Source organism: Bacillus sp. A01H, from assembly GCF_045277205.1.
GTDB classification, from domain to species: Bacteria; Bacillota; Bacilli; order Bacillales; family Bacillaceae_G; genus Bacillus_A; species Bacillus_A paranthracis.
Window position 1 is genome coordinate 1961568 of record NZ_CP117702.1, and the last position, 23577, is coordinate 1985144.

General features: G+C 34.5%; 26 protein-coding genes. 23 read left to right on the forward strand and 3 right to left on the reverse strand.

From position 1 onward, the window contains the following. Nucleotides 1–39: 39 nt before the first annotated feature. A complete protein-coding gene (locus PSR14_RS10355) occupies nucleotides 40–945 on the reverse strand; it encodes a DMT family transporter (protein WP_000192793.1) in 906 nt (301 codons plus the stop codon). A gap of 97 nt (nucleotides 946–1042) precedes the next feature. Between PSR14_RS10355 and PSR14_RS10360 the strand changes: the two genes are divergently transcribed. The 7 genes from PSR14_RS10360 (at nucleotide 1043) to PSR14_RS10390 (ending at nucleotide 7018) form a co-directional block, all read left to right on the forward strand. Next, a complete protein-coding gene (locus PSR14_RS10360; protein WP_061536834.1) occupies nucleotides 1043–1912 on the forward strand; it encodes a LysR family transcriptional regulator in 870 nt (289 codons plus the stop codon). Between the two features lie 120 nt (nucleotides 1913–2032). Further along, nucleotides 2033–2464: an Rrf2 family transcriptional regulator gene (locus PSR14_RS10365; RefSeq protein WP_073541027.1), complete on the forward strand. Its 432-nt coding sequence runs from the start codon at nucleotides 2033–2035 to the stop codon at nucleotides 2462–2464. A gap of 71 nt (nucleotides 2465–2535) precedes the next feature. Further along, nucleotides 2536–3186 carry a DsbA family oxidoreductase gene (locus PSR14_RS10370; protein WP_000216672.1) on the forward strand — a complete coding sequence of 217 codons (651 nt, stop codon included), beginning with the start codon at nucleotides 2536–2538 and terminating at the stop codon, nucleotides 3184–3186. A 57-nt stretch (nucleotides 3187–3243) separates the two neighbouring features. Beyond that, nucleotides 3244–3846, forward strand: coding sequence for a nitroreductase family protein (locus PSR14_RS10375; RefSeq protein ID WP_001277021.1), 603 nt, complete (start codon nucleotides 3244–3246; stop codon nucleotides 3844–3846). A 126-nt stretch (nucleotides 3847–3972) separates the two neighbouring features. Next, entirely contained in the window at nucleotides 3973–4104 is a 132-nt protein-coding gene (locus PSR14_RS10380; RefSeq protein ID WP_001012837.1) for a hypothetical protein, read from the forward strand. A gap of 111 nt (nucleotides 4105–4215) precedes the next feature. After that, a complete protein-coding gene (locus tag PSR14_RS10385; protein WP_000759428.1) occupies nucleotides 4216–5826 on the forward strand; it encodes an amidase family protein in 1611 nt (536 codons plus the stop codon). A 178-nt stretch (nucleotides 5827–6004) separates the two neighbouring features. Beyond that, nucleotides 6005–7018 carry an AI-2E family transporter gene (locus tag PSR14_RS10390; protein ID WP_001006585.1) on the forward strand — a complete coding sequence of 338 codons (1014 nt, stop codon included), beginning with the start codon at nucleotides 6005–6007 and terminating at the stop codon, nucleotides 7016–7018. A gap of 54 nt (nucleotides 7019–7072) precedes the next feature. Here the strand turns inward: PSR14_RS10390 and PSR14_RS10395 are convergent, their stop codons facing one another. After that, a complete protein-coding gene (locus PSR14_RS10395; protein WP_000715321.1) occupies nucleotides 7073–8017 on the reverse strand; it encodes an L-lactate dehydrogenase in 945 nt (314 codons plus the stop codon). A 201-nt stretch (nucleotides 8018–8218) separates the two neighbouring features. On the opposite strand from PSR14_RS10395, the gene PSR14_RS10400 reads away from it, so the two are divergent. From PSR14_RS10400 to PSR14_RS10450, 11 genes are all read left to right on the forward strand, one after another. After that, nucleotides 8219–9655 (forward strand): flavin monoamine oxidase family protein, encoded by a 1437-nt coding sequence (locus PSR14_RS10400; protein ID WP_098486990.1) that lies wholly within the window; start codon nucleotides 8219–8221, stop codon nucleotides 9653–9655. 104 nt (nucleotides 9656–9759) lie between these two features. Further along, nucleotides 9760–10683 carry a GTP-binding protein gene (locus tag PSR14_RS10405; protein ID WP_001044949.1) on the forward strand — a complete coding sequence of 308 codons (924 nt, stop codon included), beginning with the start codon at nucleotides 9760–9762 and terminating at the stop codon, nucleotides 10681–10683. Between the two features lie 128 nt (nucleotides 10684–10811). Further along, on the forward strand, nucleotides 10812–11417 hold the full coding sequence (locus PSR14_RS10410) for a TetR/AcrR family transcriptional regulator (RefSeq protein WP_001290794.1): 606 nt from the start codon (nucleotides 10812–10814) through the stop codon (nucleotides 11415–11417). Between the two features lie 15 nt (nucleotides 11418–11432). After that, nucleotides 11433–12923: an o-succinylbenzoate--CoA ligase gene (locus PSR14_RS10415; RefSeq protein WP_001161515.1), complete on the forward strand. Its 1491-nt coding sequence runs from the start codon at nucleotides 11433–11435 to the stop codon at nucleotides 12921–12923. A 4-nt stretch (nucleotides 12924–12927) separates the two neighbouring features. Beyond that, nucleotides 12928–13344 (forward strand): MaoC family dehydratase, encoded by a 417-nt coding sequence (locus tag PSR14_RS10420; protein ID WP_000219483.1) that lies wholly within the window; start codon nucleotides 12928–12930, stop codon nucleotides 13342–13344. After that, nucleotides 13344–14339: a 3-oxoacyl-ACP synthase gene (locus PSR14_RS10425; protein WP_001020494.1), complete on the forward strand. Its 996-nt coding sequence runs from the start codon at nucleotides 13344–13346 to the stop codon at nucleotides 14337–14339. Before PSR14_RS10420 ends, PSR14_RS10425 begins: the two co-directional genes overlap by 1 nt. 179 nt (nucleotides 14340–14518) lie before the next feature. After that, entirely contained in the window at nucleotides 14519–15736 is a 1218-nt protein-coding gene (locus PSR14_RS10430) for a substrate-binding domain-containing protein (RefSeq protein ID WP_406644198.1), read from the forward strand. 90 nt (nucleotides 15737–15826) lie between these two features. Next, complete coding sequence (locus tag PSR14_RS10435; RefSeq protein ID WP_000149327.1) at nucleotides 15827–16600, forward strand: ABC transporter ATP-binding protein; 774 nt, start codon at nucleotides 15827–15829, stop codon at nucleotides 16598–16600. Beyond that, nucleotides 16578–17279, forward strand: coding sequence for an ABC transporter ATP-binding protein (locus PSR14_RS10440; protein ID WP_001196704.1), 702 nt, complete (start codon nucleotides 16578–16580; stop codon nucleotides 17277–17279). Before PSR14_RS10435 ends, PSR14_RS10440 begins: the two co-directional genes overlap by 23 nt. Before the next feature lie 21 nt (nucleotides 17280–17300). Continuing rightward, nucleotides 17301–18161, forward strand: a complete 861-nt coding sequence (locus tag PSR14_RS10445) for a branched-chain amino acid ABC transporter permease (RefSeq protein WP_000382790.1) — start codon at nucleotides 17301–17303, stop codon at nucleotides 18159–18161. Between the two features lie 49 nt (nucleotides 18162–18210). Continuing rightward, nucleotides 18211–19164: a branched-chain amino acid ABC transporter permease gene (locus PSR14_RS10450; RefSeq protein ID WP_001997236.1), complete on the forward strand. Its 954-nt coding sequence runs from the start codon at nucleotides 18211–18213 to the stop codon at nucleotides 19162–19164. Between the two features lie 98 nt (nucleotides 19165–19262). Here PSR14_RS10450 and PSR14_RS10455 read toward each other — a convergent pair whose 3' ends face one another. Further along, entirely contained in the window at nucleotides 19263–20051 is a 789-nt protein-coding gene (locus tag PSR14_RS10455; protein ID WP_000405015.1) for a LysR family transcriptional regulator, read from the reverse strand. Between the two features lie 120 nt (nucleotides 20052–20171). Here PSR14_RS10455 and PSR14_RS10460 point away from each other — a divergent pair, with 120 nt between their 5' ends. The 5 genes from PSR14_RS10460 to PSR14_RS10480 all read left to right on the forward strand — a co-directional run bounded on the left by PSR14_RS10460 (nucleotide 20172) and on the right by PSR14_RS10480 (nucleotide 23258). Beyond that, entirely contained in the window at nucleotides 20172–20711 is a 540-nt protein-coding gene (locus tag PSR14_RS10460; RefSeq protein WP_000579921.1) for a DUF4865 family protein, read from the forward strand. A gap of 41 nt (nucleotides 20712–20752) precedes the next feature. After that, a complete protein-coding gene (locus tag PSR14_RS10465; protein ID WP_001117244.1) occupies nucleotides 20753–21160 on the forward strand; it encodes a tautomerase family protein in 408 nt (135 codons plus the stop codon). A 1-nt stretch (nucleotide 21161) separates the two neighbouring features. Continuing rightward, nucleotides 21162–21485 carry a carboxymuconolactone decarboxylase family protein gene (locus PSR14_RS10470; RefSeq protein ID WP_000980847.1) on the forward strand — a complete coding sequence of 108 codons (324 nt, stop codon included), beginning with the start codon at nucleotides 21162–21164 and terminating at the stop codon, nucleotides 21483–21485. 153 nt (nucleotides 21486–21638) lie between these two features. After that, nucleotides 21639–22082 (forward strand): MarR family winged helix-turn-helix transcriptional regulator, encoded by a 444-nt coding sequence (locus tag PSR14_RS10475; protein WP_001205511.1) that lies wholly within the window; start codon nucleotides 21639–21641, stop codon nucleotides 22080–22082. A 120-nt stretch (nucleotides 22083–22202) separates the two neighbouring features. Continuing rightward, a complete protein-coding gene (locus PSR14_RS10480) occupies nucleotides 22203–23258 on the forward strand; it encodes an LLM class flavin-dependent oxidoreductase (RefSeq protein ID WP_000417578.1) in 1056 nt (351 codons plus the stop codon). The last annotated feature ends 319 nt before the right edge of the window (nucleotides 23259–23577 follow it).

Below are 23577 nucleotides of genomic sequence, written 5' to 3' on the forward strand. Positions count from 1 at the left end.
GAAGGAGCCTACAATCAGTAGGCTCCTTCTTATGTTAATTTACTTCACTTCAATCCGCTGCCCTACAGCAAGTGTTTTCGGCTTTATATTTACGAAACAAATACTCACTACAATAAATAATAGTCCGATAAATAAGCTAATAGTAATGGCCTCATGTAAGAAAATTGAACTTACAATAATAGCGATTAGAGGAATGAGAAATGTATAAGCCCCAACTTTACTTGCTTCACCAGCTCCAACGAGTGTGAAGTATGCAAGCCACCCCATTGCAATAACAAAGAATGAAATAAAGAGTAGTACACTAACAAACGGCATACTCCAAGCGATACTAGACCAACTTTCAAACTCTGATCCACATCCAATTAAGCAAAGTCCGCCAATAATAAGTTGCAGTGTTACCATCCAAATGGAATTAACGCGGTGCCCAGTCTTCTTAATAAATACGGTTCCAAGTGCCCAGCCAATAGCGCATCCTATCGCGAGAAGAATCCCGATAATAGAAATATGTCCAGTTAAACTGCTTGAGCTAATAACACCTACGCCAATAAATCCGAGTATAAGCCCGAAAATTTTTAAACCGTACATTGATTCTTCAAGCCATATCCACGAGAAAATACCAAGTAAAACGGGTTGTAGAAATACGATGGCGGAAAATAGACCAGCGGGCATATATTGAAGGCCGACAGTTTGTAATCCGTAAAATATAATGATATTAAGTAAAGAAGAAATAACGTATAAATGCCAAGTTTCTTTTAAGTGTAACTCTTTGTATTTCGGTAATGCGAACAGGAGTAAAATGAATCCTCCAATTAAAGTTCGAACGCCTGCAAATAAAACGGGTGGTGTATAATGCAGGGCAAACTTAGATAAAGGCCAATTGATTCCCCACATGAAAACGAGAAAGGTAAGGATGATGGCCGTCTTAGTTCGAGAAAGCTGTGTCACTGTAAGACCTCCTTGATGTTATTCATTTCACTATGATATGATATCGACTGTAATAAATAAAATGAATCTTTTTTATGAGGAGTATAAGCGATTAGTTATGACCATTACACAACTACAAGTATTAATAAAAACTGTTGAGTTAGGTAGTTTTACGAAGGCTGCTCGGGTGTTAAATATGACGCAGCCAGCAGTAAGTCATGCGATTTCAAGTATTGAGTCAGAGTTAGGAGTTACGATTCTTATACGTGATAAACGACAAGGATTACTCGTTACGGATGTAGGAAACAGAATTCTTGTACATATTAGAGAGATTTTGAACGGTGTAGAGAAGATTGAACAAGAAGTTGCGATGGAGAAAGGACACGAAGTGGGGACGATTCGAATTGGGAGTTTTCCGAGTGCTTCTGCACATTTCTTACCGAAAATGATAAACCATTTTAAGGAGAAGTATCCGAACTTAGAAGTCGTTCTTTGTGAAGGAACGATTAAAGAAGTTGAAGATTGGTTAGTATCGAGGGTTGTTGATATAGGGATTGTTATTTTACCTAATAAAGAGATGGAGATTGTTCCATTAACGAAGGGGAAAATGGTTGTTATTTTAAGAGAGGATCATCCTCTTTGCAAGAAGGATGCTATTACAATTCGTGATTTGGAGAATGAACCGATCATATTATGTAAGGGCGGATACGAACCACCCATTATCGATATGTTTAAACAAGCAAACGTACCACTTCGGGCTGAGTATGTAATTTCGACAGTTACGACAGCTTTAAATATGATTCAAGAAGGATTAGGCATTGCAATATTAGCTGAATTATCTTTAACGAATTTACCACAGAATGTGCAAACGAGAGAATTGGAACCGCAAGTATGGAGAGAAATTGCTTTAGCTGTTCCTTCATTAAAGGATTCTTCAATCGCTGTGCAGCTATTTATTGAAGAATTTCAGGCGCTATTTGCAGAATAAAAAGAGGTGTCTCGTATATTATAATGGGACACTTTTTAATTTACTTATAAAAAATATGTGAAAAGGATTGACTTATTTTTTGGTTGTAACTATAATGATTACATCGAGGTGGTGATTACGATGAAAATTAGTAGCCGCTTTTCCATAGCTATTCATATTTTATCTATTTTGAAAAACAATCCATCTTCACTTTGTACTTCAGACTATATGGCTGAGAGTGTCAATACAAATCCAGTAGTCATTCGTAAAATGATGTCGTACTTGAAACAAGCTGGCTTTGTTTACGTAAATCGTGGACCGGGTGGCGCAGGTTTACTAAAGGATTTACATGAAATCACATTGTTAGATGTGTATCATGCAGTGAATGTAGTGGAAGAGGATAAATTATTTCACATTCATGAGCAACCGAATCCAGATTGTCCAATTGGGGCGAATATTCAAGCGGTGTTAGAAATTATTTTAATTCAAGCACAATCCGCAATGGAAGAAGTTTTGAGAAATATTACGATGGGGCAGCTGTTTGAAACTTTGCAAGAAAAAATGAATGCTTAAATCATATTTATATTTTTTTAATATTAATGTAACTTATGTAGTTACAACTATAAAGGTAAGGTGTAAAAGTTATGACTGTAAAAATGAAAGTATACTCAGATTTTATATGTCCATTTTGTTTTTTAGCAAAAGGTCCATTAGATGAAGTAGCGAAAGAGAAAGATGTAGAAATTGAATGGATGCCATTTGAATTACGTCCAAGTCCATATTCAAAAATAGATCCATGGAATGAGCCAGAAAAATTAGGTTCATGGGATGCTTTCATTCTTCCGACAGCGAAGAAGTTAGGAATTGATATGCGTTTGCCACGTGTTTCTCCGCATCCATATACACATTTAGCTTTCGAAGGGTGTCAATTTGCGAAAGAACGTGGACTAGGTAATGAGTATCATCACCGCGTATTCACAGCATTTTTCCAAGAAGAGCAAAACATTGAAGATATTGATGTGTTAACAAAATTAGCGGTAGAAGTAGGACTTCCTGAGGCGGAATTTAAAGATGCTTTAGTAACTCGTAAATATAAGGAAAAGCATCAAGAAGCAATTCAGCACGCATATGATGAAGCGAATATTATGGCTGTTCCAACTGTCATGATTGGAGATGAAATCATTCAAGGGCTTGCTAGTAAAGAAACGCTACAAAGGGTCATTGATAAAGAAATTGAAAAGGATAAAACAAATTCATTTGAAGGTATGCAATGTAATACCGATGGATATTGCTAATTCGCTTGTTATGAAATAACAAAATAAATTATAAAACAAACATTTGGAGGAATTAAAATGTCAGCAACTACAACAAACTTAAAAGAAGCAATCGTGAACCGCCGTTCCATTCGTAAAGTAACAAAAAATGATGCAATTACGAAAGAAAGAATTGAAGAAGTGCTAAAAACAGCTTTACACGCACCAACATCTTTCAACATGCAAAGTGGTCGTATGGTTGTATTAATGGATGGGGAGCATGAAAAGTTTTGGGATATTGTGAAAGAAACATTAAGAGCCCGCGTACCAGCAGAAAACTTTGAAGCGACTGTTGAAAGACTAAAAGGTTTTCATGCAGGTGTAGGGACTGTACTATTCTTTGAAGATCAAGCAACTGTAGAAAAAATGCAAGAAAACGCACCATTATATAAAGATCAGTTCCCATTCTGGTCTCATCAAGGAAATGCAATGTTACAACATACTGTGTGGATGTTATTATCTGCTGAAGGAATTGGGGCATCATTACAACATTACAACCCAATCGTAGATGCTGAAGTGAAAGAAACTTGGAATATTCCAGCAGAGTGGAGCTTAGTAGGTCAAATGCCATTTGGTGAACCAAACGAACAACCAGCAGAAAGAACGTTCTTGCCTACTGAAGATGTAGTGAAATTTTATTAAGAAATACAATATGTAACGAGAAGGAAGCTGTGCTTAAAAACAGCTTCCTTTTTTGTAGTGGTGTTAATTTATGCGCATTTAGGGAAGAAATATAAGAAATAATCCGGTGAGAAGGGAGCTAGAAAAATGAATGGTGAGAAAAAATATACAGTGGTAGGTACTGATGTCGAGGAAGTAAAGCGTTTAAATAAAAATTCAGGGTTAACGTATAATCAAGTGAAAGAAATGTTAGCGAAGCAAATGCAAAAAAAGAAGTAATTAGATTGAAATCTTTCATTTTTTCATTTGGCATTTCGATTGGAGAGAGTTAAGTAAAAAGTAACTCTCTTTTTCGTATAACGAAGCACCTTATAGAGTGGAGGAAGCAACATGAAGAAATGGGTAAAGGGAACGCTGTCTATCGCTGGAGGCGTTGTCTTATTAGCGTGTGCCGGCGGATATTACATGTATAAAAATTATTTTCCAAAGGAACCTGAGCGTATTGTATATGATAAAGAAAGAGTGCTACAACCGATACATAATCAGCTTAAAGGAATTAATATAGAAAATGTAAAGATGAAAGAAAAAGAAGTCGTAAATGCGACTGTAGATGAGCTTCAAAAAATGATTGATGATGGAAAGTTGTCATATGAAGAATTAACGAGTATTTATCTCTTTAGAATACAAGAACATGATCAAAATGGAATAACATTAAATGCTGTTACAGAGATAAATCCTAATGCGATGGAAGAAGCAAGAAAGTTAGATCAAGAGCGAGGTAGAAACAAAAAGTCGAATTTATATGGTATTCCTGTCGTTGTAAAAGATAATGTACAGACGGAAAAAGTGATGCCGACTAGTGCAGGAACATATGTGTTAAAAGATTGGGTTGCAGATGAGGATGCGACGATTGTGAAAAAGTTGAAAGAAGAAGGTGCTTTTGTTTTAGGAAAAGCGAATATGTCTGAGTGGGCAAATTATTTATCCTTTACAATGCCTAGCGGATATAGCGGGAAAAAAGGACAAAATTTGAATCCGTATGGTCCGATTACGTTTGATACATCAGGATCAAGCTCTGGATCTGCTACAGTAGTTGCGGCAGATTTTGCACCGCTTGCAATCGGGACAGAAACGACTGGATCAATTGTAGCACCAGCGACGCAGCAATCAGTAGTTGGGTTACGTCCATCACTAGGTATGGTGAGTAGATCAGGCATTATTCCGTTAGCTGAAACGCTTGATACAGCAGGGCCGATGGCAAGAACGGTAAAGGATGCGGCAACGTTATTTAACATAATGGTAAGTTATGATGAAAAAGATGCTATGACAGAAAAAATGAAAGATAAAGAAAGAATGGATTATACGAAGGACTTATCAATAGACGGTTTGAAAGGGAAAAAAGTAGGAGTACTATTTTCAATAGATCGACAAGATGACAATAGAAAAGAAGTAGCACAAAAGATAAGAAAAGACCTTCAAGATGCAGGTGCAATAGTGACTGATGATATTCAGTTAAACGCTGAGGGTGTAGATAATCTACAAATATTAGAATATGAATTCAAACATAATGTTAACGATTTTCTTTCAAAGCAAAAAAATGTACCGGTAAAATCGTTAGAAGAGATTATAGCGTTTAATAAAAAGGATAGTAATAGACGAATAAAATATGGACAAACATTAATTGAGGGATCTGAAAAATCTGCTACAACGAAAGATGAGTTTGAAAAAGTAGTGCAAACGAGTCAAAAAAATGCAAGAAAAGAGCTAGATAGATATTTAGTAGAAAAAGGTTTGGATGCTCTAGTTATGATTAATAACGATGAAGTTCTTCTATCCGCTGTAGCTGGTTATCCGGAATTAGCGGTTCCTGCTGGATATGATAAAAATGGAGAACCAATCGGTGTAGTGTTTGTAGGGAAACAGTTTGGTGAAAAAGAGCTTTTCAATATTGGATATGCGTATGAGCAGCAGTCTAAAAATAGAAAACCACCTAAATTGTAAAAGGTTAAACGAAAAAAAGAGCTCAACTGAAGTAATTAGGTGGGCTAATATAAATAGAATCTAACAATATAAAAAGAAAAAAAGGATTCTTTCTAATTAGTAAGAAAGATTGTCTATAGAAGTTCATAAAATGTAATATATTCAATTTCCATCCATTGAAGGGGGAGGTTAAATCTTAATGAATGAAGTGAAAAATTTTTTTCGAAGTAGAGGGTTTCAACGGTTTCTCGTTTTAATAATAGTAGCGCTTGTATTATATGGATTAAAAAGTATGATCAACTTAATATTAATTACGTTTATACTGACATTTTTAATGGATCGATTTCAACGTTTTATTTCAAAAAAATTGAAAGTGAACCGGAAAATTGTTATCGCCTGTTTGTATATCATATTAGTTTCCTTTATTGGCACGACATTGTATAAATATTTACCTGTGTTAACGATACAAATTTCGCAATTGATTTATCAATTTAAATTGTTCTTTCAAAACCCGCCTGATAATGAAATCATTAAATATGCACTTTCGACAATTAACGGAATGGAAGTATCAAAGTATATAGAACAAGGTGTAGATGTCATCTATCAATCGATAGCAAATATAGGGAAGGTAAGTTTACAAATATTATTGTCTCTCATATTAAGCTTATTTTTCTTATTAGAGAAGGAGCGTATTATTACCTTTACTTCTAAATTTAAAGAGAGTAAGCTAAAGATTTTTTATGAGGAAATCGCATATTTTGGCGAAAGGTTTGCAAGATCGTTCGGTAAAGTAATTGAAGCACAGTTTTTAATTGCGGTTGTAAATTGTATTCTTACTGTTATTGCATTAATTGTTTTAGGATTTCCGCAGCTTCTCGTATTAGCTGTTATGATTTTTCTACTAGGGTTGATTCCAGTTGCAGGTGTGATTATTTCTTTATTTCCACTTAGTATCATTGCTTATAACGTAGGCGGAGTTATGTACGTTGTATACATACTTATTTTCATTACAGTCATCCATGCTCTTGAAAGTTATTTTTTAAACCCGAAGTTTATGTCTGCGAAAACGAATTTACCAATCTTTTATACATTTATAATTCTCATCTTTTCAGAACATTTCCTTGGAATATGGGGGCTTATTATCGGGATACCAATCTTTATCTTTTTCTTAGATGTACTTGATGTAAATAATGAGGAATCGATTAAAAAATAGAAAATAAAGTAAAAAGCAATCCGAAATAATTTGGATTGCTTTTTGCTATACATATTAAAGAACAGGAGCCATTGTTTCTTTCAACACTTGAACTGAGTGATCGAATTTTAATTCTTCGTCTTCACTTAATTCTACTTCTAAAATTTCACGAACCCCGCCGCGATTTAAAACAGCAGGTACACCAATATACACATCTTTTTGACCATATTGACCTTCTAAGTAAGCCGATACAGTTAATACACTATTTTCATCATTTAAAATCGCTTTAGTAACACGTAGAAGTGACATACCGATACCGTAGTAAGTTGCACCTTTTCGCTCAATAATATGGTAAGCTGCATCACGAACGTTTATGAAAATTTTGTCTAAATCTTCTTGATTATACGTGTTGTCTTTTTCAAGCAGTGTCTGTAGTTTTTGGATACCAACGGAAACGTGGCTCCAAACTGGAAGTTCAGTATCGCCATGTTCTCCGATAATATAGGCGTGAATGTTGTGTGGACCAATATCGAAGTACTCACCTAACATATAGCGGAAACGAGCAGAATCAAGCGTTGTACCAGAACCGATTACACGTTCTTTCGGTAAACCAGATTCTTTCCAAGTTACGTAAGTTAAAATATCTACAGGATTTGTTGCGATTAAGAAAATGCCATCAAACCCGCTATCCATAATACTGCGAACGATTTGTTTAAAGATTTTAGCGTTTTTCTCAACTAAATCTAAACGTGTTTCACCTGGCTTTTGTGGTAATCCAGCCGTAATGACTACAAGGTCAGCATCTTTACAATCTTCGTAGCTACCTTTCCATACTCTAGTTGGAGCTGGAGCAAATGGAACGGCATGACTTAAATCCATCGCTTCTCCTTCAGCTTTTGCTTCGTTTACATCAACTAAAACAAATTCTTCAGCTACAGCTTGGTTAATCATGCAGTAAGCATAACTACATCCAACTGCTCCTGTTCCGACTAATACAACACGGTTAATACCTTTTTTCATTTCAAAATTCCTCGCAATTTCATTGATTTTATTATGTAAGATAATACGTCTTACTTCTATAGATTCATATCTAGTTTATTACATTTTATAAAAGATATTCAAGTATTTGAAAATGTATCCGTGCAATTTCTTGCATAAAACATAGGAAGTAAGTTAACCGAATATAATGCAATAAAATCCTTTATTGAAGGGGAAAAGGCCATGATGCAGCCATTAACGATGGAAAGAATGCTCCATATTATTCATGTGGGGCTCGTTAAAACGAAGGAGCCAAAACAGATTATTGTTGTTGGTGCAGGAATTTCAGGATTAGTTGCAGCATCGTTATTGAAAGAAGCAGGTCATAACATAACAATTTTAGAAGCGAATAATCGAATAGGCGGAAGAATATATACGATAGGTGAACCGTTTAGCAGAGGTTTATATTTTAATGCAGGACCAATGCGAATTCCTGATACACACAAGTTAACTTTAGCTTACATTCGTAAATTTAAATTACCGTTAAATCTTTTTATAAATAAAACCGCTTCAGATATTATTTATACGAATAATATTAAAACGAGATTAAGCATATTCGAAAAAAATCCAAGTATACTTGGATATCCTATTTTAGAGAGGGAAAAAGGTAAAACGGCAGAAGAGTTAATGTTAGAGGTATTAGAACCGATTCTAAATTATATTAAGAAAGATCCTAATAAGAATTGGAGTATTGTTGAGAAAAAGTATAAAGCATATTCGCTCGGCACATTTTTAACTGAATATTATTCAGACGGTGCAATAGATATGATTGGTGTACTTCTTGATATGGAAGCGTATATGGGAATGTCTTTAATTGAAGTATTACGAGAAATGGTCTTCTTTACTTCAACGACGAAATATTATGAAATAACGGGCGGGATGGATGCATTACCAAAAGCATTTTTATCGCAGTTAAATGAGAATATATTTATGCGGTATAAGGTTGAAAAAATTATACAAGAAAATAGCAAAGTGATGATGCAAGTAAACTATGAACAAACTATTGAGAGATTTATGGTTACAGGTGATGTTGCAATTGTTACGATCCCATTTTCAGCTTTACGTTTTGTTGAAATTCAGCCTTACAATCTATTCTCTTATTATAAAAGACGAGCAATTCGTGAATTAAATTATATTGCTGCAACTAAAATTGCGATAGAGTTTAAAAGTAGATTTTGGGAGAAAGCGGGACAGTGTGGAGGTAAATCTATTACAGATTTACCGATACGGTTTACATATTATCCGAGTTATGGCATTCATACACCAGGGGCAGCTATCGTTTTAGCGAGTTATACGTGGGCAGATGAGGCGTTAACATGGGATAGTTTACCGGATAGAGAACGCATTCGTTACGCATTAAAAAATTTAGCAGAAATATACGGTGATATCGTCTATAGTGAGTTTGTTACGGGAACATCTTTTAGCTGGAGTCAAAATCCGTATTCTTGCGGTGCATTTACAGCTTTTGAACCAGGTCAAGAGCTCGAGTTATTTCCGTATATTACACCACCATCTGGAAAAGTGCACTTTGCAGGAGAGCATACGACATTAACACATGGGTGGATGCAAGGAGCAATAGAGTCTGGAATTCGAGTTGCATATGAAGTAAATGAACAGTGAAGATATATTTACAAATCACGACTCTTTTAATAAAATAATAAATATAAATCGTAATTATTACGCTTTGAATGCGTTTTGAAATAAAGAAATGGATGGTAGATCAAATGAATAAAGTAGAAATTCATATATTAGGTGGCTTTTTAGGTAGCGGAAAATCAACATTATTACAAAATTTATTGTTAGCGGAGAAAAAGAAGAATAGAAAAGTTGCAGTGTTAATGAATGAAATTGGTGAATACTCAGTAGATACAGATATTATTGGAAAAGAGAATGTTTTAAGGGAACTTCTTAAAGGGTGTATTTGTTGTACGTTAAAAGAAGAGCTTGAAATACAATTACATTCGTTATATCAGCAAGAAAGACCAGATGTCATTTATATAGAAACGACAGGTGTTGCGCATCCAATTGAAGTGTTAGATGCATGTGTATCACCAATTTTAGCACCTTTCTTAGAAGTGAAATCAATAGTAGTCGTTTTAGATGCAGTAAGGTGGTTAAATCGAAGTATATTAAGTGCAAATGTGCAACAGCTACTGCATGAGCAAATGAAATTTGGTAGCCATATTTTAATTAATAAATCAGATTTACTAACATTTGCGGATAAGAACAAAGTAATTGAAGACGTGAAAGCAATAAATAATCATGCAAAATTGTTTGAAACAAAATATTGTAATATATCTTTAGAAGATATAGAAGAAGCTGAATTTATGAATGATGGGGAACATGAGACACTACATGTCAAACAGCATTTACATATACAAACGATGACATATCAATTTACGAAATCGATTGATCAAGACAATTTATATGAATGGCTTTCAAATTTACCAGATAGTATTTATCGTGTAAAAGGATTTGTGAAATTCCATGGAGATAAATACCCGCACCTATTCCAATATTCATTTGGGGTACCAACTTTACTGGAACAAGACTTCGGTTTCCCGACGAACTTAGTAGTAATAGGGGAAGGGCTAGATAAGAAACAATTGGCTGAAGGATTAGAGAAAGTAGAAAATAATTCTAATTAAGATGAAAGGCCTAACTTATTTTTAAGTTAGGCCTTTTGTATGTAGAAAAACACTTGCAGATTTTGTCTAACGGTAATAATTGTAAAATTCAGAAATTTATTTATAATCAAATCTAAGAGGTGATTCAGGTGTCAGAAAAAATAATAATGGATGTAAAAAATCTAACAACAAAAGGGTTAGAAACGAGAGAGAAATTATTGTGTGCTGCAGAAGAGATATTTGGTAGTAAAGGATATTACGAGGCTTCTATCGTGAATATTACACAAGAAGCAAAGGTAGCACACGGAACTTTCTATAATTACTTTCCATCTAAAAAAGATATATTTGATGAATTGATTCGCAGATTGAACCGTGAGTTACGCTTAATTATTAAAGAAGAAATGAAGGGAATATCAAGTTATGAAGAGGCACAAAGAAGAGGTTTTCAGGCTTTTTTTCGGTGGGTGAAAGATCGACCTAATCTATATAATATTGTACAACAGGCAGTAGTTGTTGATGATAACTTATATAGATGGTACTATGCAAAGCTCGCAAATGGATTTTTAAAAAGTTTATCGGCTGGTATGGAAGCGGGAGAGTTTAAACAACTTGATAAAGAAACAATTGCGTATTGTCTTATGTCAATTGGGCAATTTCTAGGAATGCGATGGGGTTATTGGGAAGAGAAAGATGTTCCGGAAGATGTATTTGAAGCAGCGATGTCATTAATATTTGAAGGATTGAGAAAGAGATAAAGGAGTGGGGGAAATATGCAGGGCATTGCTTATTGGATTGAAAAACGGTCCTATTTACATCCAGATCGCATTGCCATTATTACAGAAGAGGAGGAAATGACATATAAACAGTTACATGAGTATGTAAGTAAAGTAGCAGCCTATCTAATTTATGACTTGAATGTGCAAAAAGGAGAAAGGATAGCCATTTTATCACAAAATAGCTTGGAATATATTGTACTTTTGTTTGCTATAGCAAAAGTAGAATGTATTGCTGTTCCACTTAATATACGGTTAACAGAAAATGAACTTATCTTTCAGTTAAAAGATAGTGGAACTACAGTTTTATTTGTAGAGGAAACCTTTCAAAATATGGCACTGTCAATGCATAAGGTATCGTATGTTCAAAGAGTTATTTTGATTAAAAGTTTAAAAGAAATAGAAGATAGAAAAAGTGACAACCTTGAAGAGATAAATGAAAGCGCATCCTTTATTATATGTTATACCTCAGGGACAACGGGAAAACCGAAAGGAGCTGTACTTACACAAGACAATATGTTTTGGAATGCGCTTAATAATACATTTGCGATTGACTTAACTATGCACGACCGCTCTATTGTATTATTACCTTTATTTCATATTGGTGGAATTGGTTTATTTGCATTTCCAACTTTATTTGCAGGCGGTGTAATCATTATTCCAAGAAAATTCGAACCAACCACAGCTCTTTCCATGATAGAAAAACATAAAGTGACCGTAGTGATGGGAGTACCTACAATTCATCAAGCATTAATGAATTGCGAAAAGTTTGAGACTACAAATTTACAATCAGTTCGCTGGTTTTATAACGGTGGTGCCCCTTGTCCAGAAGAGTTGATGAGGGAATTTATAGATAGAGGATTTTTATTTGGTCAAGGCTTCGGTATGACTGAAACATCACCAACCGTATTTATGCTTTCAGAAGAAGATGCAAGACGTAAAGTAGGCTCGATTGGGAAACCTGTTCTGTTTTGTGAGTATGAACTTATTGATGAAAACAAAAATAAAGTTGAGGTTGGTGAAGTTGGGGAGTTACTAATAAGAGGACCGAATGTAATGAAAGAGTATTGGAACCGGCCAGATGCAACAAAAGAAGCGATTCAAGATGGTTGGTTATATACGGGTGATTTAGCTAGAGTTGATGAAGATGGTTTTGTATACATTGTCGGTAGAAAAAAAGAAATGATAATTTCCGGTGGTGAAAATATTTATCCACTTGAAGTAGAGCAAGTCATTAATAAGCTTTCGGACGTATATGAGGTAGCGGTCGTTGGTAGGCAACATGTAAAGTGGGGAGAGACTCCAATCGCCTTTATTGTGAAAAAGAGTAGCAGTGTATTAACTGAAAAAGAAGTCATTGAGCATTGTCGTTTATTTCTAGCAAAATATAAAATACCGAAAGAAATTGTTTTTCTAGAGGAATTGCCAAAAAATGCAACTGGTAAAATTCAAAAAGCACAGTTAGCAAATCAATTGAAAAGCAGGTGAAGAGATGACGGTATATATCACTGGTCAACAGGCGTCATGTAGTAAAACAATTACAGAAACAGATTTTGTATTATTTGCAGGTTTAAGTGGGGATTTTAACCCAATCCATATTGATCATGAGTATGCGAAACAAACTAGATTTAATCAAAGAATAGCACATGGTTTACTAACTTCTAGTTTATTATCGCAATTGCTTGGTATTCATTTACCTGGAAAAGGATCCGTTTACATGGAGCAAACTATTAAATTTACAGCACCAGTTTTTATAGGAGATACAATTACAGCAACGGCTACAGTACAAGAATTTATGATGGAAAAGAGAGTTTTGAAATTGTTAACAGAGTGTCATAACCAAAAAGGAGATTTAGTATTAACAGGTGTAGCTACAATGATGGTGCCAAAAGAAGGAGGGGTATTCTAATGAATATTGGGATTGAAGCGACTGGTGTTTTCTTCCCAAAAGACGTAGAGACGGCTGCAGACCTATCTAAAAAAACAGGTATTCCTGAGCATATTATTATAGAAAAGTTTGGATTATATGAAAAACATGTCGCAGATGAAACGATGCATGCATCAGATTTAGCTATTGCTGCTGCAAAACCAATATTATCACAAGTAGATCCTCAATCTATTGATGTAGTCATTTATTTTGGCAGTCCACATAAAGATTACCACGTATGGTCAAGTGCCCCAAAAATTCAGCATGAACTTGGATTGAAAAATGCTTATGCTTTTGAAATTATGAATGTTAGTTCTTGCTTTCCTATTGCTCTCAAAGTCGCAAAAGATATGCTCTACTCCGATAACTCAATTGAAAATATATTATTAGTAGGTGGATGTAAAGAATCTCAAATTGTAGATTATGATAATCCACGTTCGCGTTTTATGTTTAATTTCGCTGATGGCGGAAGTGCAGCTTTAGTGAAAAAAGACGCTAGAAACGGTGAAATATTAGGAAGTGCGATTATAACAGATGGTTCATTTCATGAAGATGTTCGTATTCCAGCAGGTGGATCGAAGCAGGTTGCGAGCTACGATACAGTTGAGAATCGACAGCATTATATTGATGTAATAGATCCTATTAGTATGAAAGAACGTCTAGATCGGGTTTCAATCCCTAATTTTGACAAGGTGATTCGGGAGGCATTAAGAAAAAGTGGGTTAACTCCTAAAGATATTAAAGTATTGTTACCACTGCATACAAAACGTTCTATGTTAATAGAATTGATACAGGGGCTAGGGCTAGCAGAAGAACAAGTTGTATATTTAGATCATTATGGACATATGTCAGCGCTTGATCCTTGCATTGGTCTTCACTTTGCAAATGAACAGGGGAAATTACAGGCCGGAGATATTGCAGTAGTAGTTAGTGCAGGGACTGGGTATACGTGGGCAGCTACTGTGATTAGGTGGTGAAAAATACTAAATGAATATATGGGAAATGGAGGTATTTGGAAAGGGGCGGCGAATGTAATGGTACTTCATTAATTTTTTAATAAATTTGTTTGTATGATTCAAAGAAAAAGTCATAATTACGGATGGGGAATTTTGGCGTGTTTGATTCTATCAGAAAGAAAAGTATGGGGAGGATCACAATGTCGATGAAAAAACGTAAATGGCTAAAAATGATGGCTACTGGTTGTGTTTTAGGATCGTTATTCATAACGGCAGCTTGTTCAGGAAAGAAAACAAGTACAGAGGATGAAAAGACGATTAAGGTAGGGGTTCTTGCATCATTAACAGGTCCGTTAGAATCATATGGAAAACAAACAGTGAACGGATTTGAATTAGGGTTAGACTATGCGACGGATGGAACTGGGAAAGTGGAAGGAAAGAAGATTAAGTTTGTTGTAGAAGATACAGAAACAAAAGCTGATGTAGCGGTTAAAAAAGCTACGAAGTTATTAGAAGAAGAGAAAGTTGATTTTTTAGTCGGATCGTCTAGTTCAAGTGATACATTAGCGGTTTTACCACTAGCTGAAGAATATGAAAAAATAATGGTTGTAGAAGCGGCGGTAGCTGATAGTATTACCGGTAAGAACTGGAATAAATATATTTTTAGAACAGGTAGAAATTCATCTCAAGATGCAGTCGCTGGTGCTGCAGCAATTGCTAAAAAAGATGTGAAAATAGCAACGTTGGCACAAGATAACGCATACGGCCGTGAAGGAATTGCGGCGTTTAAAGCTGGAGCAAAGAAATTAGGTGCGAACATTGTAAACGAGCAATATGCAGATACAAATTCGACTGACTTCACAGCTAATATTCAAAATATCATTAGCTCAAAACCAGATTATTTATTTATCGTTTGGGCAGGGGCGAATTCACCTTGGAAACAGTTGAAAGATATGAATGTGGAAGCGCAAGGTATTAAAATTTCTACAGGTGCACCAGATATACCAGCATTAAAAACGATGGATGCATTAGTAGGAATGCAAGGTTTTTCTGTTTATTATCATACACTCCCGAAAAATAAGGTGAATGATTGGTTAGTGGAAGAACATAAAAAACGATTTAATGGTGCGGTGCCAGATTTATTTACAGCAGGAGGAATGTCAGCGGCAATTTCAATTGTAGAAGCTTTAAAGAAAACAAAAGGTGATACAGATGTAGATACATTAATTAAGAAAATGGAAGGAATGGAATTTGATACACCGAAAGGAAAGATGAAATTTAGAGAGAAGGATCATCAAGCGATGCAGACGCTGTATTCTATCACATTGAAAAAACAAGATGGTGTTGATTATCCGGTGCCAGTGTTAGAGCGAGAATTAACGATGAAAGAAACAGAACCACCAGTTCAAAATAAATAGACTGAATTTTCTGTTGTTTACGTATAAAGAGGGGTACACCCTCTTTATACGTATTTCTTTCATACTGAAAGTTTTAAAGGGAGGGATTTCGTGACACATTTGCTAGAAACGAAAAATCTTAGTGTATCTTTTGGCGAGCATCATGTTATTAAAGATGTAAATTTAACTGTACAAAAAGGAAAACTCATTTCTATTATCGGGCCAAATGGTGCGGGTAAGACAACATTATTTAATTTACTAAGTGGACAGATTTCACCCACAACAGGTGAAGTGTATTTTAAAGGGCAAGATATTACAAAACTATCGATTTCAGATCGAACACGCTTAGGAATCGGTCGCTCTTTTCAGCTTACAAACATATTCCCAGAATTAACGGTACTTGAAAATGTCCGTTTAAGTGTTCAATCATTCGTACAAGATTACTATAGTTTTTTCCCGAGTCCAGCAAAATTAAAGCAACAAGTTGGAGAGGCGAGACGTTTCTTAAAAACAGTATTACTTCAGGAGAAAGAGAATGTATTAGCGAAAGATTTGGCACATGGAGAGAAAAGAAAGCTAGAACTTGCGATGTTATTAGCTTTAAAAACAGATGTGTTATTACTTGATGAGCCGACGGCAGGTATTTCGGTCGAGGAAGTCCCAGCTATACTACAAGTGATTGAAAATATTAAGAAACATCCAGAGAGTACAATTGTACTTATTGAACACAAAATGGATATGGTACTAGGTTTGTCAGACCATCTAATCGTTTTATTTCATGGAGAGTTATTGGCTGAAGGTTTACCCGAAGAAATTATGAAAGATGAGCGTGTACAAAGTGCTTATTTAGGGGGATTATATAGTGGCACTATTACAAGTGAATAATATAGAGACGTATTTAGATCAGTTTCATATTTTACAAGGGGTATCTCTTACTGTCGAGAAAGGAACGATTACTGTACTGTTTGGAAGAAATGGGGCAGGGAAGACTACGACGTTACGTTCGGTTATGGGGTTTCACCATATCGCACATGGTGAAATTTATTATGATCGTACACAAGTAAATGGATTATCTACACATTTAATTTCAAGGAAAGGGATAGGGTATGTACCAGAAAATCAAGGTATTTTTCACGATCTGACAGTAGAAGAAACATTCGCTCTTGCTAGAGGTAAGGGTGAAGAAGCGGAAGAAAAAATAGAATGGATGCTTGAACTATTTCCAGATTTAAAGCAATTTTGGCACAAAAAAAGCGGACTCTTAAGCGGGGGACAAAAGCAAATGTTAGCAATTTCAAGAGCATTTATTAATAGTGATGGTTTATTACTTATTGATGAGCCGAGTAAAGGCTTGTCTCCTATTATGATAGAAAAGTTAATGATAGCTATTTTGAAAATGAAGGAAAAAACAACAGTTTTACTCGTTGAACAAAATTTTATGATGGCTAGTCAAATTGGTGATTATTTTTATATTATGGATAACGGAAAAATTGTTCATAACGGTTTTATGCATGAATTAAAAGAGGATAAGGAAATGTGTCACAAATATTTAGGAATCTCTTAACATGAATCCGGGGTGAGAAGGATGGATGTGTTAATCAATTTATTTGTAAATGGGATTTCAACAGGGATGCTCATTTTTTTATTAGCATCAGGTCTTTCACTTATTTTCGGTTTAATGAGTGTTCTAAACTTCGCACATGGTGGTTTATTTGCGTGGGGAGCATTTACAGGTGTTTGGCTATTTAATATGACAGGGAGTTATGTGTTAGCTTTAATTGGAGCAATAGCTATGGGAATGTTCCTTGGATTTATTTTAGAAAGATTCCTTATTAGACCGGTATATGGAAATCATGTTCGACAGCTTCTTGTTACGCTTGGAGGAATGCTTGTACTTAGTGAATGTATTAAAGTATTTTGGGGACCAAATCCAATTGGGGCAAAGTTACCGTTATGGCTACAAGGAAGTTTTACATTTGGAGGCGTTATATTAATTAAATACCGTCTATTCGTTATCATAATTGGGGTTATCATATACATTGCATTATTATTATTGCTCAAAAAAACAAAGATAGGTCTTATGATACGCGCAGGCGTAATGGATAAAGAGATGGTTCAAGCGCTCGGTATTAACGTAAAAGCGATATTTTCTTTCGTCTTTTTATTAGGCGCAGGAATGGCAGCGTTGGGAGGCTTCTTATTAGCACCGTATTCAGGCGTTATTTTCGCCGAGATGGGTATGCAGTATGCGATTTTGGCTTTCATAGTAGTAATCATTGGAGGGTTAGGAAGCGTACAAGGTTCAGCAATCGCTTCTTTAATTGTCGGATTGGCGGGTGTTTTTACAGCGTATTTTATACCGGATTTATCACTTGCAATCAATATGTTAATGCTACTGTTTTTCTTAATCGTGAAGCCAAATGGACTTGTTGGTGAAAAGGGGTGAAATGGTGAACAGCACATCAAATCGAATTAAAGTATACTTCGGAGTATGTATGCTCATTTGTTTAAGTGTATTTCCATTCGTAAATGATTCACGGAGCTTGTTAATTTTGTTCACTCAAATCTTCATCTTTGCTATTTTTGCAATGAGTTTTGATGTATTGCTTGGATATACAGGAATTGTATCATTCGGCCATTGTATGTTCTTTGGAATCGGAGCATATGGCGTAGCACTTTTATTTGATCGACAAGGAGTATCCATAACGAACTTTTTAATAGGGATAGTAGCTGCAATTATCATTTCAGCCATTGTTAGTTATATAATTGGTTTGCTTTCTTTACGGCTGAAAAGTCATTTTTATGCAATGTTAACACTTGCTATTTCACAGTTGTTTTTCGTACTTGCTGAAAAATGGCGTGGGCTCACTCACGGAGGAGATGGTTTTACATTTGGTGTACCAGACGTATTTCGTGAGCGTTTTACGTTTTATTATGTAACACTTATATGTTTACTTATCATTTTTGTTCTGTTACGTCTTTTTACCAAATCTTCTATTGGAAAAGTATTAAAGGCAATTTCACAAAACGAGCAACGTGTTGAAGCACTAGGATATAAAGTTCTTCATTATAAAATTATTGCTAGCATTGTTGCAGGAGTAGTAGCTGCAATTAGCGGTGGTTTATTTGTTATTACACTGCGCTTTGTTAATACAACTGTATTTTCAATTGAAATGACATTAAATGCATTATTGATGACGATGATTGGAGGCGTTGGAACGTTAATTGGAGCCATTGCAGGAGCTGGAATTATTGAATCCCTAAAATATTATTTATCAGAACTAGCTACAGAGTATCCGATCTTTGAACGATGGACGATTATTCTTGGTGTATTGTACATTATCGTATTGCTAGTTTTCCCGAAAGGATTAGTTGGCACGGTTAAGGGACTGAAGAATATGAAACGGAATAAGAAGGAGAAAAGTGCAGAAGTGGAGCAAAATGTGTGAAAAATCAATTGTATAGAATATGAAAATCCCTCTTTTAGATTCGGAAAGGAGGGATTTTTATTGCTGTATGTAAATTTAGTTCTTTTATAAATATTATATTAATTAAATAGTTCATCAGGGATTTGTTTGATAGAATTTTGGTTCGTAAAGAAATGAACAGCTAATTTCTCAATTGGAACATCTTCAATTGGTACTAATTTATCATTTTTAATTGGTAAAAAGGCTATTCCTTTTCCGTCCTGAATAAACTCTTCTATAAGCGAATAAGAATCTAATTGTTGAAGTTGGCACTGAGATAAATTATTTTCTTTTAGAAATTGTATCGTCTTATTCCTAAAAGGGCACTTTTTGTCATTACTAACGAAGAAGAGTTCCTTTGAAAATTCAATGGTACACTTTTCTTTCGGTTTTAATAAGCCGATAGAAATTGAAGTGGAAAATACTTTTTTAAACGATATGTCTGGGTAATCCTCATAAGTAATGACCATATCAACTTTTTGTTGCTGCAGTAATTTTTGCAAATGACTACTATTTTCTACATATATTTGATAACTCCTAAAATTTTCTTTAATGCGCTTGCTTACATAATTAGTCAAAATAGATTGTGACGTTGCGATTATATAAGAAGACCCACTTGTTTTAATTTTATTTTTTGCTTCTTCTACTAGCGTTAATATTTGATTTGTGTAGTCTAATAAAATGTCACCAGAAGGTAATAAAGAAACGCCTTTGTTATCTCTATGTAGTAAAGGTGTTTCTAACTCTTGTTCTAATTTTTTAATTCGCTCAGTTACGTTCGGTTGAACATACCCTAACTCTTTCGCAGCTTTACTAATAGAACCTTCGCTAGCCACAGTTTTGAATATAATAAGATCATTTATTTCCATTTATCACAGCCCCTTATACGATATCATTATAAATGATACCAAACATAATTTATACCTATTTTACGTTAGTCAATCATCGGTTTATCATTGTGTATATAAGATGGAAAGTGAGTGATAAACATGATTGGAATGCAATATAAGGTCATTTTGCCGAAATATTATGATATGGAGATTATTAAGAAAAGGGTAAAGGATAATGGGTATAAAACGGATGGTTTTCAAGACTTGAATTTTAAAGCTTATTTAATTACTGAGGCAGATAAGGACGGAAATTTCTATAACTGTTATGCACCTTTATATATTTGGAATGGTCATGAAGGAATGAACAAATTTATCTTTGAAGGGTATTACGATAATATTTTACAATCTTTTGGGTGGCAACAAATAAATATAGGTGTTCCATTAGTTGTTAATTTAAAAAATGATTTTAAGAAATGTAGATATGTTGTTGAATATGAAGGAAGTATTTCTCAAAGTGAATCATTGATTGGGACTCAATCTACCATTGTGGATCAAAAGGTAGAGAATTGTTTAGGCAATGTAATAGTATATAATCCAGATAAATGGGGATATAGTAAGTTTAATTTTTATGAAGAAAAGCCTGATATGATAACGAATAAAGGTACTACAGTATATGAGGTTTTGTACATTTCACGATGAAAATATGTTGAAGTTAAATTAAGAAAAAGGAATGAAAATATATGCCTTTTGTGAACGTTTATTATCATGAAAATATATTAAATGAAGAAGAATTGAAAAAGATAGGTGAATGTATTCATCTTTCATTAATTAAACATTTTAACATCCCTGAAAATGATTTTTTTGAAATGTTTTTACCTTATCAACAAAATCATTTTTTATATGATCCATATTATTTATTAGAAAGGGGAGAAAAGAGAACAGAGAATATGATTTATGTTTCTATTACATGTGGACCGGGAAGAACGATAAAACAGAAACGCGATCTGTATCAGTCAATATCTTTGAGGGTTTCTGAATGTTCTAGTATAAAAAGTGCAGACATTTTTATTACACTTAACGAGACAGCCGCTGAAAATTGGTCGTTTGGTCAAGGATTGGCGCAATTGGTAAAAGTGAAGGGGGAGTGAAATAATGAATGAATCCATTGAATATTGTATTCAAGAGAAAATGAGAGAAAAGGCACCTGCATTTGCTCATTATAGTGAAAAAATATTGTTCGAGGAAGTGTGGCGAGATGACACTTTAACATTAAGAGAAAGGAGTTTATGTACAGTGTCGGTATTAATCAGTCTTGGTAATACAGAACAATTACCATTTCATTTGCGACTGGCCAAACAAAATGGAATTAAAGAAAATGAAATGATTGCATTAATAACACATATGGCTTTTTATGTTGGTTGGCCCAAAGCAGTAGGCGCTTTACATATAGCAATGAATGATATGGAAAGTTAAGAATAACGATAAGAAAGAATTCATTTAAACATGAATTCTTTCTTATCGTTATTTATGTAATACTTTAATGAGATATTTTTCACGTTTTCTCTTGCTTTTTTATCACTTGCGTAGTAAAGTGATAGTAAGATTCACGATAGGAAGTGATCAAACATGCGTGATAATACGATAGGATCATTAATATGGTTACGTTTAATACGATTTACGAACCAAAGTAATCAGATGTCAAATGAGTTTTTAAAACGTTTTGATTTAACAACTGCTCAATTTGATGTGCTTTTGCAAATACGTACGTATCAACCACTAACACAAATGGAGTTAGCTGAAAAGGTAACTGTTACACAAGGCGGTATTTCTCGAATGTTAGCGCGTCTTGAAAAAGAAGGATATATTGTACGAAAACAAGATTGGAAAACGAAAACAATTAGTCTGACAGAGCAAGGGGAAGCTGCCTTAGAGAAAGCATTGCCAGAGCAACTTGCATTTCAATCATCGTTTTTTGATGACGTATTAAATGAAGAGGAACAGAAAATGTTATACGAGCTAATGACAAAGGTTCATAAGCATAGTGAAAAAAAAGAATTACCGCAAGAGTAATTTTTTTTACACTATCAATTGACTAATCAAGTGAAGTTATAGACAATAGGAAAATACATTTGACTTACAAACGTTTTTAAAAGAGAAACTAATAACACTTTATTAAAGGAGAGAGTAATGATGGAAAAATACCGTATGGATACAAGTAAAGGGATGGAGTTTGGATTATATTCGATTGGGGATCATGTTTTAAATCCGCATAATGGAGAGAAAATTAGTGCAGAACAAAGAATTCATGAATTAATTGAAACAGCAAAGTTAGCGGATGAAGCTGGACTTGATGTATTTGCTGTCGGTGAAAGTCATCAAACGCACTTTACAACGCAAGCTCATACAGTTATTTTAGGAGCGATTGCGCAAGCAACGAAAAATATAAAAATTGCAAGTTCAGCAACGATAATAAGTACATCTGATCCGGTACGAGTATACGAGGACTTTGCTACACTTGATTTGATTTCTAATGGACGTGCAGAAATTGTGGCTGGTCGTGGATCTCGTATTGGGGGATATAGTTTACTTGGTTATGATGTGAATGATTATGAAGAGTTATTTGAAGAGAAGATGGATCTTTTATTAAAAATTAATAAAGAGGAACATGTAACATGGAATGGACAGTTCAGAGCACCGCTTGCGCATGCATCGGTTATTCCAAGAGCTAAAAATAATAACTTACCAATTTGGCGTGCAGTTGGTGGCCCACCAGCTAGTGCGATTAAAGCAGGACGTGCAGGTGTACCAATGATGATAACAACACTAGGTGGTCCAGCTATTAACTTTAAAGGATCAGTAGATGCTTACCGTGAGGCGGCTGAGCAAAGTGGATTTAATCCAGCGAGTTTGCCAGTTGCAACAACGAGTTTATTTTATACAGCGAAAAATTCACAAGATGCACTTAGTGAATACTACCCTCACATTAATGCTGGTATGCTTACGCTACGCGGTGGTGGGTATCCGAAACAACAATTTACAAATGCAATAGATTACCGTGACGCGTTAATGGTTGGTAGCCCACAACAAATTATTGAAAAAATGCTTTACCAATATGAATTGTTTGGGCAACAACGCTTTATGGCAGAAATTGATTTTGGTGGCGTACCATATGATAAAATTGAGAAAAATATCGAGCTAATTGCTACTGAAATTTTACCGGCTATTAGAAAACATACAGCAAAATAAATAAAAAAATACCGAGAGTCCAATGGATTCTCGGTATTTTTTTATTTATTTTAGTTTGAAAAAATGACAAAAAAGTGAATTTTTAATCTGAAAAGAGGAGGTTATTTCCTATTTTTGAATAACAATATTTCATGTTTGAATTTTAGAAATACATTTTTCTCTTGACAAAAAAATAACGAAATTATCCATTGGTTAATAGGACATTTTTTCGTAGAAAAGTCAAGTGTATAAAGAGAGAAACGATTATTTTATTGATGCAAAGATAAGTCTCATATTAAAAAAACACATTTTATCGATGAGAAAAATCTAATTCAAAAAA

Bases quoted from the DNA above. Each gene is read 5' to 3' on its own strand.
- PSR14_RS10365 (WP_073541027.1), top strand. From the start codon at position 2,033: ATGAAAATTAGTAGCCGCTTTTCCATAGCTATTCATATTTTATCTATT.
- PSR14_RS10395 (WP_000715321.1), bottom strand. From the start codon at position 8,017: ATGAAAAAAGGTATTAACCGTGTTGTATTAGTCGGAACAGGAGCAGTT.
- PSR14_RS10405 (WP_001044949.1), top strand. From the start codon at position 9,760: ATGAATAAAGTAGAAATTCATATATTAGGTGGCTTTTTAGGTAGCGGA.
- PSR14_RS10415 (WP_001161515.1), top strand. From the start codon at position 11,433: ATGCAGGGCATTGCTTATTGGATTGAAAAACGGTCCTATTTACATCCA.
- PSR14_RS10390 (WP_001006585.1), top strand. From the start codon at position 6,005: ATGAATGAAGTGAAAAATTTTTTTCGAAGTAGAGGGTTTCAACGGTTT.
- PSR14_RS10480 (WP_000417578.1), top strand. From the start codon at position 22,203: ATGGAAAAATACCGTATGGATACAAGTAAAGGGATGGAGTTTGGATTA.
- PSR14_RS10360 (WP_061536834.1), top strand. From the start codon at position 1,043: ATGACCATTACACAACTACAAGTATTAATAAAAACTGTTGAGTTAGGT.
- PSR14_RS10475 (WP_001205511.1), top strand. From the start codon at position 21,639: ATGCGTGATAATACGATAGGATCATTAATATGGTTACGTTTAATACGA.
- PSR14_RS10450 (WP_001997236.1), top strand. From the start codon at position 18,211: ATGCTCATTTGTTTAAGTGTATTTCCATTCGTAAATGATTCACGGAGC.
- PSR14_RS10455 (WP_000405015.1), bottom strand. From the start codon at position 20,051: ATGGAAATAAATGATCTTATTATATTCAAAACTGTGGCTAGCGAAGGT.
- PSR14_RS10400 (WP_098486990.1), top strand. From the start codon at position 8,219: ATGATGCAGCCATTAACGATGGAAAGAATGCTCCATATTATTCATGTG.
- PSR14_RS10385 (WP_000759428.1), top strand. From the start codon at position 4,216: ATGAAGAAATGGGTAAAGGGAACGCTGTCTATCGCTGGAGGCGTTGTC.
- PSR14_RS10380 (WP_001012837.1), top strand. From the start codon at position 3,973: ATGAATGGTGAGAAAAAATATACAGTGGTAGGTACTGATGTCGAGGAA.
- PSR14_RS10430 (WP_406644198.1), top strand. From the start codon at position 14,519: ATGTCGATGAAAAAACGTAAATGGCTAAAAATGATGGCTACTGGTTGT.
- PSR14_RS10425 (WP_001020494.1), top strand. From the start codon at position 13,344: ATGAATATTGGGATTGAAGCGACTGGTGTTTTCTTCCCAAAAGACGTA.
- PSR14_RS10445 (WP_000382790.1), top strand. From the start codon at position 17,301: ATGGATGTGTTAATCAATTTATTTGTAAATGGGATTTCAACAGGGATG.
- PSR14_RS10370 (WP_000216672.1), top strand. From the start codon at position 2,536: ATGACTGTAAAAATGAAAGTATACTCAGATTTTATATGTCCATTTTGT.
- PSR14_RS10420 (WP_000219483.1), top strand. From the start codon at position 12,928: ATGACGGTATATATCACTGGTCAACAGGCGTCATGTAGTAAAACAATT.
- PSR14_RS10465 (WP_001117244.1), top strand. From the start codon at position 20,753: ATGCCTTTTGTGAACGTTTATTATCATGAAAATATATTAAATGAAGAA.
- PSR14_RS10460 (WP_000579921.1), top strand. From the start codon at position 20,172: ATGATTGGAATGCAATATAAGGTCATTTTGCCGAAATATTATGATATG.
- PSR14_RS10375 (WP_001277021.1), top strand. From the start codon at position 3,244: ATGTCAGCAACTACAACAAACTTAAAAGAAGCAATCGTGAACCGCCGT.